The sequence below is a fragment of the Bacteroides sp. L008 genome (assembly GCF_040812255.1).
In the GTDB taxonomy this organism is placed as follows: Bacteria; Bacteroidota; Bacteroidia; order Bacteroidales; family Bacteroidaceae; genus Bacteroides; species Bacteroides vicugnae.
Window position 1 is genome coordinate 2,660,819 of the sequence record NZ_JBFNXO010000001.1, and the last position, 16,390, is coordinate 2,677,208.

10 protein-coding genes are annotated in these 16,390 nt (G+C 44.7%); 2 read left to right on the forward strand and 8 right to left on the reverse strand.

Going from position 1 to position 16,390, the window contains the following annotated elements; all coding sequences use genetic code 11:
- Positions 1-59: 59 nt before the first annotated feature.
- Both AB3G73_RS10650 and AB3G73_RS10655 read left to right on the forward strand, forming a co-directional pair.
- Positions 60-617 carry a hypothetical protein gene (locus AB3G73_RS10650; RefSeq protein ID WP_217721659.1) on the forward strand — a complete coding sequence of 186 codons (558 nt, stop codon included), beginning with the start codon at positions 60-62 and terminating at the stop codon, positions 615-617.
- A 3-nt stretch (positions 618-620) separates the two neighbouring features.
- Positions 621-2,057, forward strand: a complete 1,437-nt coding sequence (locus AB3G73_RS10655; RefSeq protein WP_367744826.1) for a calcineurin-like phosphoesterase C-terminal domain-containing protein — start codon at positions 621-623, stop codon at positions 2,055-2,057.
- Between the two features lie 121 nt (positions 2,058-2,178).
- Here AB3G73_RS10655 and AB3G73_RS10660 read toward each other — a convergent pair whose 3' ends face one another.
- From AB3G73_RS10660 to AB3G73_RS10695, 8 genes are all read right to left on the reverse strand, one after another.
- Positions 2,179-3,387 (reverse strand): multidrug effflux MFS transporter, encoded by a 1,209-nt coding sequence (locus AB3G73_RS10660; protein ID WP_148365084.1) that lies wholly within the window; start codon positions 3,385-3,387, stop codon positions 2,179-2,181.
- 103 nt (positions 3,388-3,490) lie between these two features.
- A complete protein-coding gene (locus AB3G73_RS10665; RefSeq protein ID WP_099146374.1) occupies positions 3,491-4,270 on the reverse strand; it encodes a hypothetical protein in 780 nt (259 codons plus the stop codon).
- A 574-nt stretch (positions 4,271-4,844) separates the two neighbouring features.
- Positions 4,845-5,960 carry an acyltransferase family protein gene (locus AB3G73_RS10670; RefSeq protein ID WP_367744828.1) on the reverse strand — a complete coding sequence of 372 codons (1,116 nt, stop codon included), beginning with the start codon at positions 5,958-5,960 and terminating at the stop codon, positions 4,845-4,847.
- A gap of 21 nt (positions 5,961-5,981) precedes the next feature.
- Positions 5,982-7,610 carry a beta-N-acetylhexosaminidase gene (locus AB3G73_RS10675; protein WP_074707859.1) on the reverse strand — a complete coding sequence of 543 codons (1,629 nt, stop codon included), beginning with the start codon at positions 7,608-7,610 and terminating at the stop codon, positions 5,982-5,984.
- 20 nt (positions 7,611-7,630) lie between these two features.
- The gene (locus AB3G73_RS10680; protein ID WP_320978337.1) at positions 7,631-10,141 is read right to left on the reverse strand and encodes a family 20 glycosylhydrolase; all 2,511 of its coding nucleotides are present in this window, start codon (positions 10,139-10,141) and stop codon (positions 7,631-7,633) included.
- A gap of 37 nt (positions 10,142-10,178) precedes the next feature.
- Positions 10,179-11,561: a DUF5016 domain-containing protein gene (locus AB3G73_RS10685; protein ID WP_367744831.1), complete on the reverse strand. Its 1,383-nt coding sequence runs from the start codon at positions 11,559-11,561 to the stop codon at positions 10,179-10,181.
- Between the two features lie 33 nt (positions 11,562-11,594).
- Positions 11,595-13,070 carry a RagB/SusD family nutrient uptake outer membrane protein gene (locus tag AB3G73_RS10690; RefSeq protein WP_074707851.1) on the reverse strand — a complete coding sequence of 492 codons (1,476 nt, stop codon included), beginning with the start codon at positions 13,068-13,070 and terminating at the stop codon, positions 11,595-11,597.
- Positions 13,071-13,081: 11 nt separating this feature from the next.
- Entirely contained in the window at positions 13,082-16,324 is a 3,243-nt protein-coding gene (locus AB3G73_RS10695) for a TonB-dependent receptor (RefSeq protein WP_195650028.1), read from the reverse strand.
- Positions 16,325-16,390 lie beyond the last annotated feature (66 nt).

A 16,390-nucleotide genomic window follows, 5' to 3' on the forward strand; every position in this document is an offset into this window, starting at 1 on the left:
CGGTCACCAAGATTACGGCAATAATCATCATTTCAATCAATCTTTAAAATTCAATGAATATGAAAAGAATAATCAGTATGGCTGTTGTGTTAGTTATAACGATGGCAGCAATGGCGCAGAAAGGAGAGCTCGCCATGAACGAGAATATCTCCGGAAAAGACAATGTTTCAAGCAATGAAAAAGAAGCTACTCCCGTAGGCAAAAAGCCGAAAGCAGCGTTTATATTCGACGTGTATGGAGAAATCCCGGCTACCAAACCGGTGTTTGAAGCGGAACATTATTTGGGGAGTGACATTACCGGAAAATGGAATACTTTCATCCAGAATTATACGCACGAGTATGATGTAACAATCGGATTTACAGATTCTTCAGTCGAAATTTTGAAGCCTTCTATTTACAAGGCAGTCAATAAGGTGAATAAATATTATAAGAAGGCATTGAAGAAAGAAGAGGTGAGCCGGGAAGTTGCTACATTCAATATGGGTCATATCCTGGATTGCGCCAATGTGATGTGTTTCGATGATAACAGCAAGTCTTTTGAAGAGGCTCTCAAGTCGGCAAATGAACCGGAAGAAATTATCGCATTATTCAATCAGGTTACTTTAAGAAAGTTATAAGCAATGAAAAAGATCAATTTTAGAAATACGCTGTTTGCAGCGGTCTTGCTTTTCCAGCTGAACGCTGTTGCCGCCTTTGGTCAGACGGTGGTGAAAGGTAGTGTGAAAGATAATACAGGTAAACCCGTCAGCGGTGTAGTGGTGACGGACGGAGCACATTTCAAAACGACTGATGCGCAAGGAAATTATGTTCTGAACACTGACCCGGCACGTTATCCGATGGTTTATATCTCCACTCCGGCAGCGTATGAGCTTCCTTCCAAAGAGGGGGTAGCCGATGGTTTCTATCAATATCTGGATGCCGGGAAAAGCGAGAACCAATGTGACTTCGTACTAACTAAACGACAGAAGCCGGTGGATGAATTTGTCTACATCGCCATTTCCGACCCGCAAGTGAGAAACGAAAAGCAACTGGACCGCTTCCGCACGGAAACAGTGCCCGACCTGAAACAGACTGCCGACTCACTAAAGAACTTCGAAATCATCGGCATGGGACTGGGGGATCTGGTGTGGGATGCCATGAACCTGTACGCTCCTTACCGTCAAGCGGTATCCAATTTGGGAATGACGATGTTCCAACTGATGGGAAACCACGACTTCAACCTGCTCTACAAATCCATGACGCAGACGGATCATCCGGCAGATGGTTATGGGGAACAGAATTATTATCAGTCATTCGGCCCGGCCAACTATTCATTCAATATCGGTAAAGTTCATGTGATAGCAATGAAAGATATTGACTACGACGGCAACAAGAAATACACGGAACGCTTCACGCTGGAAGATTTGGACTGGTTGAGAAAGGATTTAAGTTATGTGCCCAAAGGAAATATCGTGTTCCTGAACGTTCACGCTCCGGTAGCTAATAACACGGTATCTGCGGGGGGAAATGCGCGCAACGCCAATGCGCTTTTCCAACTGTTGAGGCCTTACCAAGTACATATTTTCTCCGGACACACGCACTTTTATGAAAATCAGTTGCCCGCCCCTACCATTTACGAACATAATATCGGAGCCGCCTGCGGCGCATGGTGGGCAGGACACGTGAATCGTTGCGGAGCACCGAACGGTTATCTGGTGGTACAAGTGAAAGGTGATGATGTGAAATGGCGTTACAAAGCAACGGGGTGTTCTCCCGACTATCAGTTCCGGCTTTACCAACCGGGAGAGTTTGAAAGCCAAAAAGACTACGTGGTAGCCAATATCTGGGATTGGGACTGGACGTATACGGTAAACTGGTACGAGGATGGAGTGTTGAAAGGTGCAATGCAAGCTTTTGACGATGAGGATCAGGATTATATCAATATGGTAAAGGGAAAGAAAACGGGTTATCACACACGCCATCTTTTCCGTGCACAGCCTTCCAAAGATGCAAAATCTGTCAAGGTGGTAGTTAAGAACCGTTTCGGGGAAATATTTACAGAAGAGATAAAACTCTAGTTTTATTACGGTCTGTTTATACTGGTAGTAATTATAATTATACTGGTAGTAAATTATAAAAGTCATGAGGGAGTTTAAGCTTTAACTTCCTCATGACTTTTATTTTTGAAACAATCTCACTTTAACGGAAAATCCGGTACATTGCTACTTTCATCGGTACTTTCCTCATCGCCCATAGTGCACAAAGCAGGGAACAGATGGCGCAGACCACAAATGTAACTCCGGTAGATACAAGGATATTTCCCAAGCCGACCAACGGAGAAACAATACCTCCGGAAGCAAAACAGAGTGCTCCCAACAGGGCGGAAGCTGCTCCGGCGTAACGGCGTTCGCTATCCATCGCCAAGGTAGTGGAGGAAGTAAAGGTCAGTCCCATTGTGAAAAGTAATGCAAACATCAGCAGTTCATAGGTCCAGAAGCCGCATCCGTTATACAAGGCAATCATCACACAGACAGACAGGCACAACATACCGATGCATCCGGTCAGCGTCCCATTTTCAGGTTGGCGGAATTTCACGGAGATAGCTGCTGCCACCCCGATAGCTACCGAATTCACCGCAAAACAGATACTAAATGCAAAGGGGGAAAATCCGTAATGCTGCTGCACAATAAAAGGGGAAGAAGCTATGTAAGCAAAAAGGATGCCTTGTGCAAACGCCAGCTGCAGGACATAGAGTAGATAGCAGCGGTTACGAACAATGAACCCGAAACTGCGAAAAGTGGAAATGATCCCTGTCTTCGAGCGTTTCTCTACGGGAAGCGATTCTTTAAAACGAATGCAGCCTATCCACAGCAGTACGCCAATAAACAGCAATATCACAAAAATCCCTTTCCACCCGATCGTACCGGTCACCAGCCCTCCGACTACCGGAGCTGCCACGGGAGCCACTCCATTAATCGCACCGATCACGGCCAGCATCTTGGCCAGTTCCTTCCCCGAAAACTTATCCGTAGCCACCGAACGGGATATGACAATACCTCCTGCCCCTCCGATTCCCTGTATCAACCTCAATGTGATAAACGAATAAATGTCCGGCGCAAAAAGACAGAATACCGTAGACACGATGAACAGTATCATCGAGACGAGCAACAACGGACGCCTGCCATATTTATCACTCAATGGTCCGAAAAAGATTTGTCCCAATGCCAGCCCTATCATGCTGGTGGTAAGTCCCAGTTGCACCATCGACGAGTGGGTAGAAAAATAGTCTGCCATTGCTGGCAGACTAGGCAAATACATATCCGTTACAAAAGGTCCGAACGCTGACAACATACCGAGTAAAATCAGCAAAAACACCTTTGAGTTCTCCTTATTTATTATTGCAGTCATACACTATTGATTAAAATTCGACTGCAAAGGTATCGGTTTTCTTTTATTTACTTATAGGCTTAATCAGAACAAAAAAGGAGCTTTTCAGAACAATTTTTCTTATTTAGTCGTATAGCTTCACCTTACGATCCATGTTATACCGTATCTTTACTTCAAATGGAATATAACGGAAGTTGTGTTCACGCAACACTTCCAGAATATTCGCCTGCGGATGAGCGTTCATATAGAGATTTAGTTTCTGCACATTACCCATAACCAGTTTTTTATTCCACAGATCGACAAATGAACGCAAAGGCAACAACACATTCCGGTCTCTCCGGCGCAGTCCTCTGCGGTGCAAATGATATACATACCCCGTAATCGGATATTCACGGGGTGCAAGGACGGAAAGTGACCTCTTCTCATTCATCCGGTCCATTATCTTCTGTTTGTTCTGTACATCCGGCAACATTCCTTCTTCCGCACAGATTTTTTCAAGAATGACATTACGCACTTTCAACGGACTCCAACACTCTTCGCCATTGATTTCAGCGGCTTTAATGGTACAACACAAAGCAAAATGATCGCTATCCGACAAGCACACATCTACTCCTCCCAACCCTTTCCGATGAAAATAGAGTTGTCCGAAACGTCCGGATTGCATCTGCCATATTTCCGCATCTGTTTTCGGATCAAGCATGCAGTGCATATTCGAATCAACATAAGGATGCTTTGCTTTCCGGTTCACATAGTAGATTTCAACTTCTTTGGGCAGAATCTGCAACCCACTACTGATGTTGAGTTGATAATCCTTTAATAACGCCTCATTAATCTGCTGCAACAAGGGAGCATGACTACCGGTTGTTTCCAGCAGTGCATGTACCATTTTTTTTATATTCTCCATATACAATACATTTATTGTTTACGTATTAATCCGGCAATAAATATACAAAAAAACGATGATTCAGGCAAGGGGGATATTGGTTATAAGCAAGTGTACATACAAGCACTAAAACATTGAAATGCAAGCAAATAACAAAAAGTTAAATTTTAAAAAAGAAAGAAATACCTAGCTAAAAAGAGACTATTATGTACTTCCATTTTATCCATTAAAAGCTTCGGTTGAATTCATCATAACAAGTACATCTCCGACCTGAATATTGTACATATTTCCGACAATCCGAGTACATCATTGCCCTTATTCGAATAGAAAACAGGTATCAAGATGAAACCAAGATATTATCAAAAGGACATTTGTTACAAGAACAAAATGGATGATTTCCATAGTTGGAGTGTAGCAGTGCAAAGTTGATAATCCTATTTTCACTACAGAAAATTCTAACTTCTACTATTAATTAAATTTCTTTTCACTTTATGAGCAAAAAGATATCAATAGAGTTTATGCCATCCGGCTACGAAAACAAACTGTCGTAGCTATCCGGCATAAACTCTACTTTTTCAAACCTGTCACCGACCTCTTATATCTTTATAAAAATTTGCTTTTTGTACAGCACCCATACAATTAGATAATTGAATCCGATAAACAGAAGGCCGTAAATCAGAGAGGCCAGATGAGCATCGGGAAGAACGCTCCAAATGAAAGTGTAAATCTTCTCCTGCAAGCTACTCTCCCCAACCGTAATTACCTCCAACAAAGTAGCTAACACACCGGCCACTATATAAATAAACAATGGATTCGTACCAAAAACATGGAAAGGATATCCCCATTTCTGCTTTTTACGAATATCAATCAGCCAAGTGAGAAACACAAGAAACAAAGAGGCAAAGCCACAAGTCACCAGAACAAAAGTCGGACTCCATACTTTCTTATTCAACGGGCAGCCGTAACTCAACAACCATCCTGCAAACAAAAGAACAATACCCAGTATGGAGATCTGCAACAGCCGGTGATGGATTTCAGTCTTGTCCCGCAAAATATTTCCGCAGAAATAACCGATAATCACTTGCGCAATGCACGGCAAGGTACTCAACAGGCCTTCCGGATCAAAAAAGATACGCCCGCCGTTCGGCAACCACTCCCGATACAAATGGGCTTCTCCGAATAAGGTGCGGTCTGTAACGGCAATAATATTCTGTTCGGAAAGTTCAAATCCGTGTCCCAAAGCCAGCAAGATGGAATAGCCTGCCAGAATGATCCCGGAGATCCATGCCAGATTTGCCGGACGCCGGACACCCACAATCAGCAAGGAACCAAAGAAATAAGCCAATGCCAACCGCTGCAACACTCCCAGAATACGTATGTGCGAAAAAGGTTGTTCTACCCCTGCGCACACCAACGAGAACCAGGACAGAAAAAGCCCCAACAAAAACAAGATCACCGTGCGCCGTACCAGTTTGGTGATGAAACTACGGCTGAAATGATGATCGAATCGGGATAAGGCAAAGCTCATGGAAACGCCCATTATAAACATGAAGAACGGGAAAACCAAATCTGTCGGAGTCAGTCCGTTCCATTCGGCATGTCGCAAGGGTACGTAAATGGATTCCCATGTTCCGGGGTTGTTTACCAAAATCATTCCGACAATGGTGATTCCCCGAAGTACATCTAATGAAAGTAAACGTTCTGATTTCATATTGTTCTTAATGTACCGGGATTAAAGAAATCCCGGTTTGGTGAAATAGAATCCATTTGCATTCAACCATTTAACATGCCATTTCAGGCGATTGGTAAAGTCAATCCAATTACGGCTACTTCCCCACGCCAACTCCGAAAATGCTTGAAGAGAGGGAAACACGTGCTGACCGAACTTCCGCTCATTAGGAATCATCTCCGTCCATACACAAGCTTGGAAGCCTAATACATTTTGCTTCACGATGCCGGGAAACTGGGGTTCGAACTCGAAGTTATACAAAGAGCTTAATCCTTCGTCCGAAGGCGTTGCGCTCAAATAGAAACGGGACCATTCCATGAATATAATCGGATAACCTTTCTGGGTAATCTTTCCCGGCTGATCGGGCAGCCAGTCACGCCAATACGTATAAATCAAATCCTGCGGTTCTTTTTCAAGAAAAGCATCGTCCCATCCCATCACTTTCTTGCCTTTACCCTTCACATAGCTCGTCATGATCTTCACAAAACGATTTTGCAGTTCATCCACTTTCTGATAACCTTCCTGCTGCATCAATCGCTGACAGACTTCACACTGTTCCCAGTTATCTTTCTCCACTTCATCTGCTCCGATATGGAAATATTCCGAAGGGAAAATCTCGACCATCTCATCAATGATGGACTGCACAAACTGATAGTTCTCCGGACGAGAGGGACAGATAGGATAAGAGAATTCTTCTCCCCATCCGGCTTCTCCCGTGCACGACAACTCGGGATAGACTTTGATAGCCGCCGAGAAATGACCTGGCATGTCAATTTCAGGGACAATATCGATACCTCTTTCCAACGCATAACTTACCAAACCTTTCATCTCTTCCTGCGTATAATGACCACCATATTGAGAACCATTTCTCACGAAACGGGGATCTATCTCATAGTTATAATCCTGTTGGGAAAGTTCTACGCATCTCTTGTCATATTCGTCGAAGTCGCGCCAGCTGCCTTCCTGCGTCAGCAACGGGTATTTTTTCACTTCAATGCGCCAGCCCTGATCGTCTGTCAGATGCAAGTGGAGCTTGTTTATCTTGTAGAACGACAAACAGTCTATCACCTTTTTCAGATAATCAACCGTAAACATGTGGCGGACTACATCGATATGAAATCCGCGCCAATCATATTTGGGAGCATCTTTTATATCGACCATCGGAAGATATTTAGCACTTCCGGAAGTGAAGAAGTTTGCTTGTTCGAGCGCCTGTCTCAATGTCTGGATTCCCCAGAGAAGTCCGGTTTCCGTTGAATAATAAATGCAGGCTCCCTCTTTGGTAACAGTGAGCCGGTAAGCCTCTTTTGCCAGATCCGATTCCTGTTTCACACGGATAAAGGCACGATCGTTGGAGGCATCACTGACGGAAAGAGAAAGTTTCTCTTCCAGGGTGGATTTCAGCAGTTGAGACGTAGAAGCCGGAATGTTCTGGCTGACAGTCACATTCTGCGGAAGAGAGACAACCGATTCTTTATAATCGACTCTTTCCGGCAAAGGCATCACTGACAGGCGGGTGGGCACTCGCTCCGGATAGCCGCCGTTATCATTATCATTGCACGACAACGATGTGATCGCACCTATTCCCAACAAGAATAATATTCCGGTTCTTTTTATTTTATCATAGTTCATAACTTATCTACTTTTGTGGATTAATCTACTTTGAGAGTGCTTGTCACACTCTCTTTATTTAAATAAAACAGTTTCGCTTTCACAACGGAAGCATCACAGGCTACGGGAGCTTTCCAAAGTTCCGAATGAAGGGTCGGTTCCGTGCCATCGGTCGTATAGCGTATTTCGCCTCCCCGGATAGGGGTACTGGCGTGGAGTTGCCCTTCTTTGATGCAAAGTCCGGGATGAGGTAAACGGAAATTGATACTTCGGGACGCCCAGTGAGGCATTTCTTTCTCACTCACTTTGGAGTAGAACAGGCCCAGTTCTTTATTGTAAGCCTGACGTTCTTTCTCTCCTGCCAAAGTGCTCCAGGCGGGAAAAGCGTTCCAACCGCGTTCCACCAATCCGAGGATTTTAGGGAAGGTGTAATATTCCACCCCTTCAAAATCACGGATGGTTTCAGCAAATAATTGTGCCTGCACTCCCTGGATATGTTCCTTTCCGAAAGCGGTCAAAGTCGTTTTTCCCTTTCCTGCGATGTCCGGATCGACCGGATTGCCTGCCATATCGGTACGTGAAGAACGATAAATGCTATATGGAAGCATGGAGAAACCTTTGGACTCATCGACATATCCCGCCCACGAGAGACCTCTTTCATCAGGATGAGCGTCATAGGCCAAATCCAGATAGAAATTGTTCACGTTGCAGAGAATCACCGGATATCCTTTGTTGGCTATCTGGTAAGGTATTTCATCCGCTTCCCATTCAGGAACCGTATTCCAACAATACACTCCTGCTGCAAGTTGATTCAAATGCCGATCGGTTGTTTCCGGATGTCCCAACGCTACTTCCTGCCAGCCGCTAAATTGCAAATGATGTTGTTGCAGATAGTCTGCCATCTTCGTAATATAGTATTCAGATAGTTCGTGGGCACTTGTCATCCCGTGTTCATCCATAAACGCCCGGCAGACAGGAGAACCCATCCAGGCTCCTTCGGGTACTTCATCACCACCTAAATGAATCGTAGCCAAAGGTACCTCCGCTTCCTCATACATGGCTATCAACTCACGAATCACTTTTTCCATAAACCGGTATGTAGAAGGCAATGCTACATTCATGACATTATCCGTATAAGACTGCGCGGAAACATAGCGGGAAGTGTCTTGTACGTCACTTAATAAATATTCGTCGGCCTTTTCGGGGGCAGTATTCATAAATTTATGATAGCGCGCTTTCATGGACACGATTGCTGCACGGGCATGACCCGGAGACTCAATCTCCGGAATCACACGTACATGCCTTTGAGCTGCATAACGCAGTAAATCGATAAATTCTTCACGGGTGTAATATCCGTTGCCGGAGGTAGCTGCAGACGGATCATAGTTGCCATCGTAGCCCGGATATAAACATTCCAGTTCATCCGTGGTATGTCCCCGGCGTGCGCCGACCGAGGTCAATTCTTCCAGGCCGGGAATCTCCAGACGCCAGCCTTCGTCATCCGAAAAATGGAAATGCAGTACGTTCAGTTTATAAGAAGATATTACATCTACCAGCTTTTTCAGATGTTCAACAGTCGTAAAGTTCCTGGCAATATCCAGCATTTGCCCGCGATACGGCAAGTCGGGATAATCACGGATGGAGAGGGCTTCCAAGCGAAACGGCTTTTCCTGACCTTTCAACAGGGAGAGCAAGGTTTGCGTCCCATTGAAAATGCCATGTGAAGTGGAAGCTGAAATATTTATCAGCCCGTTTCCCGTATCAATCCGGTAATATTCATCGTTCACTGCTGTTCCCCGTTCCGGCAAATAATCCAGATGAACCGTTACCGGTGCTTCGGAAACGACTTCCAGACCGTGGATGGTTGCCAGCTTTTCTTTCAATAATCCTGCTTCGTTGGCAAAATCGGGATGGAAAGTCAGTTTTACTTTATTTTCTATAATAAAACCCTCTTTGCCGGTAGCCGGAAACGCTTCTTTCACTGACGGGAAAATATCAGTTTGCTGCAACTGGGCTGTAGTCTCCAACGCCAAATTCGAAGCGTATACCTTATCCGGCGCGGGATACCAGTCTTCTGTCTCCATTCCTTGCAGCGGTCGGATGGTCAGTCCGACAGGCAAGGGAGTACCTTGCTTGCCGCCTGACTGGCTCACCCAGTAAGTGCCTTCAGGAGCATGTGACAGCTTTTTCAATCCGTTGGTACAACAGAATGTCACGGTCAGCGAATCTCCCGGAGCCAATGGTTGGAAATTTTCTGCCGGATACATCCGGAAGAAGTTCGCATTCACCACTTCCACTTTGACCGAAGCAGACTCTTCCTGCAGAATCTCACGAGGTAGCTGCGAATAATAGATGATCCAATCCTTTCCTAAAGGAGCATCCGATATGTTCTTCAGGACAAATGAATTCTCATAGTAGCCGGGCTGCACTTCGGCAGCTCCCATCTCCCAGGTCAATGACACGGGGGCTTTCATCGCGTCAGTCAATTTACAGCCGGAAATGACCAGCAGAAGGCACAGACTTCCCCATATTGCATATAGCATATTTCTCATAGGCTTTCCTGTTTTCTATATATCATTCTTTTAGGCATTAATCACTCAATCGTTCGATGTACAAAGTTTCTTTGCCTACTCCCTGCGAGACGTCGAAAGTCAGGCGATAATAACCGGGAACGAAACCGTTTCCACTTGTTATTCCATTGGAAGCAGACAGTTCGATTCCATCCGTGTCACCGGACAAAGAACCTTCTTGCAGCAGCATACCTTGATTTTTATTCCATTGCAAATCGCTGTAAATTTCGATTTCGAAGGATTCCCATTCATGAGTGTTACTCAAATACACGGTGGTCTGGTACTTCTGTTCACCGATTGGCACAATATATCCTAACTGTGATATATCTTCCAAATTCCAGCCGCCACTATTATATGCCTCATTCCAGACAGGTGCACAAGTAAATCCGTGTCCTACCAGCCAGAAGCAAGTGGGAGCCGTATCACCCATCCGTGCCACCCAGATATAATTGTATTTAGAAGAATAATAGATCTCCCAAGTTCCCGATTTGCGCAGGAAGGTAAACTTGCCATTGTCCGGATTATAACTAAAGAAGTCGCGGTTGTAAGCGTGTTCCACATCTTCAAACCCGCTCATTTCAAACTCTTCACCTTGCGTAAAGCTAATCTGTGCACGGAAAAATCCCTCACTGGCTATCAACTCGGTTTCTTTAATTTTCAGGTTCTTTTGGTAGCCGACTACTCCCAGTTCAAAAGTCATCACATTGAAAGTGATCTGTTCGACAAACCAATCCCGGTAATCAAAAGCAAAGCTAGGTCCCGACGCTTCAATAAGGACTGCCGTATTGCTTGCTTCGGCAGCTCCCCAAATCAGTTTTGCATCATCCAATGACGCTGCGGTAGAGATCTTTCCGGATAGTTCCATCGGATAACCCTCTTCCGAATCGGAAACTTCCGTGAGGTACAGGTAAGGATTGTCCTCACTCCGGTTCATTTCTACCACCTCGCCGTTATAGTGAAGATAAAGCACTTCGGGAATCTGCGGACGGGTTATATGGAAATCAAATGTTTGAGTGACTTCACTACCTTCCACATTGATGGCTGTCAAGATCACCTTCGCTTCCTGATTCTCTTCAAGCCCGGCTTCAAACGGGATATAAATCCCTTTTTCAACAATCGAGACATCAGTGCCTTTCGTACGAATCGACTGCGAACTGACCAAAGTTTCACCTGTCATCAATTTCACTTCCAGCGTAGACAAAGGAGTCTGCGGGTCGTGAATCTTCACAGAAAAGTAAAGGGAATCGGCAGCAGGTGTCTGATCGGTAGTCGAGAATTGCAATTCCGATATTTCGGGACACGAATATGGATACGTCACCCGGCCCTCTTCTTCGCTGCATGAAGCCAGCCAACAAACAGTCAGCCCCAGCAGCCATAAAAACAGATTATTGTGTTTCATCATTTTTTCTTTTAAAGTTTTACGTTCCTCTTTTCATTAATAACCTTCATTTTGAGTCAGATTGGTGTTCTTATCTTTCTCTCCTTGAGGAATCGGCCACAACTGCCGGAAAGCCTGCAAACCTGCAAACAGCAATCTGCCGTCTTTGTCTTTATGTTTCTGCATCACTTCCAACAAACGATTATTACGCACCAAGTCGAACCAGCGCTGACCTTCCATATACAGTTCTAATTGGCGTTCGTTCTCTACCGCCAGGCGTCCTCTGGCCTGCCCCATATTTTCATCTAAAGAAGAAGGGGCAAAACCGGCACGTTCTCTAATGCTGTTCACAATCCGGATGGCTTCCGGGGTGCGGTCCAACTCTACCAATGCTTCGGCTTTCAACAGCAGTATATCTGCCAACCGCATCAAAATGATATTGGAAGTCTTCTCGCGAATTTTATAAGACAACGGGTAACTGTCTGCTGGCCAATAGGTATCATAAGGCACCGATTTCCAAAGAATACTGGATGCATAACGGGTATCTTTCTCTTTGTCGAATTTAGCAACCAGATCATGAGTAGGCGTACAATAACGTCGCCAGGTTACTGATCCGTCATCTTCTTTCAGCAATACCCAGTAAGCCCAATTCGGAGCATCGGAGGTGTAATAGACTTCGAAGATGCTTTCTGAAGAAAATTTCTTGTCGGGTTGCCACAACTCGTCAAAATTGCCGACCAGCGTATAGCCTTCTGCTATTACTTTGTCGCAAGCCTCAACCACTTTGGTATAGTCGCGTGTTGATTTCTCCCCTCTCGTTGCGAGCACTTTGGCACGTAAAGCATAGGCTGCTCCCTTGGTTGCCTGGAAAATACCTTTATTCTTGCTTACCAGATAACGAATGGTATTTTCTTCATTCAGGTCGTCCAGAATCTGGTCATATATCTTATCTGCAGCAGAACGTTCCGGATACATCACCGGATACCATTTATCGAGATTTTCGGCTGTAATGGTTGGAATCAAATCCAGCACCATCGGAGCATCACCCCATAAACGGACAATATCAAAATACGCCCATGCTCGCAAGAACTTGGCTTCTGCAATGACACGATTACGTTCTTCTGCTACGGTAGAGGCAGGGTCCATCATCTTCGTATTTTCAATCACACTGGTGGCGGTACCGGCCATCGAATAATACTGCGACCAGACCAGTTCTACTTTATAATTGGTAGAGGTCAGTTTCAACAAATCAAACTCCTGTTCGGCCACACCGTCTCCGCCGATATAACAATTATCGGACTGCACATCTCCAATGGTATAATTTTCCGACTGGAATATATCTGCTTTAAAACTCTCATACGCACCCTGCAACTCGGCCTGTGCATCTGCCAGACTTCCATATTTAGACTCCTGATCTTCCGTTCCGGTACCTTCCTGCATAAAATCCGATTGCGGTTTCTCATCCAAGAAACTACTGCATGAAACGACTAATGTACAGAGTACGACATACGCTAACTTTATTATGTTTTTCATTTTCGCAGCTATTAAAATTCAACATTCAAACCAAAAATTACCGCCCTCGATTGAGGATAAGTACCATAGTCCACTCCTTGAGCAACGGAGTCTCCGCCAAAAGCATTTACTTCAGGATCGTATCCTTTGTATTTTGTCAGTGTGAAGAGATTCTGTCCGGTGACGTAAGCCTGCAATCTGGACAGATGTATCTTATTCAACCATCTCTTAGGAAAACTATAGGATAAAGTGACTGTTTTCAGGCGCAGATAAGATCCATCTTCTACAAAACGGGAGGAGTTATGATTATTCTCTGTATTACCAACGCGGGGGACATTGGTAATCATACCCGGTCGTTTCCAACGATCCAACACACGAACCGACTGGTTTCTAAAGTCTGTCATGCCTTCCATATCAATACGCGACGCGTTAAAAATCTTATTGCCCTGACTTCCCTGCAAAAATATAGACAGGTCGAAACCGGCATACGAGAATGTATTCGTCATACCGTAAATAAACTTAGGCTGGGCATTTCCCAAAGTGGTACGATCTTCCGGATCGATAAAACCATTACCATTCAAGTCACGATAGATAATATCTCCGGTTTCCGGATCAACACCTTCTGATATGTAACCAAAGAATGTTCCCAACGGAAGCCCTTCTTTCAGGATGACGGCTTTCTCCTTGGATTCGTACATTTCAGCATAATAATAGACTTTATTCAAGCCGAGCTTCGTCAACTTATTCCGGTTGAAAGATATATTGAAATCGGTATTCCACTGGAAGTTACCTTTAAAATTCTGGGAAGAGAGAGTGAACTCCATACCTTTATTCACCATCTCACCGTCATTTCTTGTCACACTGCTCGGCACTACATTCTCCGGCAGGCTGACTGTCAATAGCAAATCGGTGGTCTTCTTGTAGTAAGCATCTACCGAGAAGGATAAGCGGGAATCAAACATGGTCAGGTCAAGTCCCAGATTCCATTGGCTTGTTTTTTCCCAGGTCAGTTCTTTATTGGCTGCCGAACCGGGTTTAATGGCAAGCCCCGGATATAAGTTTCCCTCCGAAACGGGCAGTTTACTGACGCTCATAGAAGCCATGTAAGCGTAGTTTCCAAAACCGCCCTGGTTACCGTTCATACCCCATCCGGCACGTAGTTTCAGGTCGGTAACAATGTCCTGTAAAGGTTGCATGAACTTTTCACCTGAAATTCTCCAGCCTGCGGAAACAGAAGGGAAAGTACCCCAACGATGTCCCGGAGCAAAACGGGAAGAACCGTCTGCACGGAAGTTAACCGTCAGCAAATAACGGCTGTCGTAATTGTAGGCTACACGACCCAGAAAAGAGGCCAACGTCCATGCGGAAGCAGAAGAACCGCAAGCATCCTTATCCAACTGGTTGGCGGCACTGATGGAATGAATATCGGGATAAGACTCTGCCAGGTCGAAACCTGCCATCCACGAACCGTTATATTGTGCACGCTGCTGAGTAGCTCCTCCCAAAATGGAAAAGTTATGTTTGTTGAATGAACAATCATAAGTCAGTAAGTTTTCAAAAAGCCATTCGAAGTTTCGTGAGAAACTCTCTTCCACACGTCCTTTTGTACCCCGTCCGTCCGAAGTTGAAATCGGGTCCAGATAGTAGTCCCAATGTTCATTGGTCAGTTCAATGCCGAAAGTCGTTTTAAACTTCAGTCCTTTGAGTATGTCAACCGTGAAGCCGAGTGAGCCATTTATATGATCTGTATTCGTGTTACTGTCTGCCGCATTGGCAGCCAGCGGATTCAAGATGCGTGCACCGTAAGCCTGTTCGTCATATTCGTTCGGATCATACGGGTTCCACTTCTGCATAAACGGAGGAGTATTCACAACGGACAAGATGGAACCGGCACGCAAAGAACTGCGGCTTTCGTTCACCCATTGTCCGCCTGTATGCGAATATGCAAAATTGAGTGCCATTTTTAACCATTTGGTCTGCTCGCTATCCAAGTTTGCACGGAAATTATACCGGTTGAAGTGTGCTTTCTCCACGATACCCTGTTCATCGGAATAACCTCCGGAAACAAAATATTGCAGTTTCTCGGTTCCATTTGCCACAGACAACTGGTAGTTTTGATTGACACCCGTACCGAAGAATAAATCAGTCCAGTCCACATAGCGCGTTTCACTTTCGGGGATGTTGGGGGCAACATCCGAAACAGCTTTCAAGTCTTTCATCAAATCTTTATATTGCTCCGTATTCAACGCATCTATTTTTTTTCCTAATTTAGAGAAACCTACATAAGCACTCATTTTCACTTGTGGTGCACCGATCTTTCCTCTTTTAGTCGTAATCAACACTACTCCGTTTGCCGCACGTGCTCCGTAAATAGCAGCCGATGAGGCATCTTTCAGAATTTGCATACTTTCAATATCATTCGGACTGATATTCGATATATCATCTGACGGCAAACCGTCCACCACATACAGCGGTTCATTAGACGCCTGTACCGAAGTGGCTCCTCTCACCCGGATCGTTACTCCGGAACCCGGCATACCCGACGGCTGCACGACTTGAATGCCGGCCGCTTTTCCCTGAATAGCCTGTGCAGCTGTCATGATCGGACGTTCTTCAATGTCTGCCGTGGAAACGACAGATACCGCAGTAGTGATATCTTTCCGTCTCATAGAACCATATCCCACCACGACTACCTCTTCCAGTACCTGCGAATCTTCACTCAATGACACATTATATACATTCTGCTTATTGACCGTATGAGACTGGGAAACATAACCGATATAGGAGAAATTGACCTTTGCCCCCACAGGAGCTTCCAAAGAAAAACGACCGTCTATATCGGTAGCAGTTCCAATATTCTCTCCTTCCACTCTCACCGTGACACCAATCAAAGGTTCTCCCCTCCGGTCGGCAACAACACCTGTGATTGTTTTCTTATCGCCTTTCTGAGGGGCGTTCTGTTCACTCTTCAGAGTAAGCACCACTTGCTTACCCGATTCTATTTTATAACTAATAGATGATCCTTTGAAAACTTTTTCTAAAACCGTATCAATACTTTCATTGCTCACTGTCAATGAAATTTTTCGGTCCAATCCGGGAAGCTTATCTGTATAAAAGAAGCTGTAATCGGCCTTCTTTTCAATCACTCGTATCGTCTGACGTATCGTCTGATTCTTCACAGAGAAAGTGATCTGCGCACTTACCTCTTGAGACACAAACAGCAAGATACAACTAAACATAACAAGCCTGAATATGATATGTAATTGTTTTCTCATTAGTAATTAGCTTTAAATTCTTTAAAATATAAGTCTGAAAATTAGACTTTTTATTATCTTTGTAAA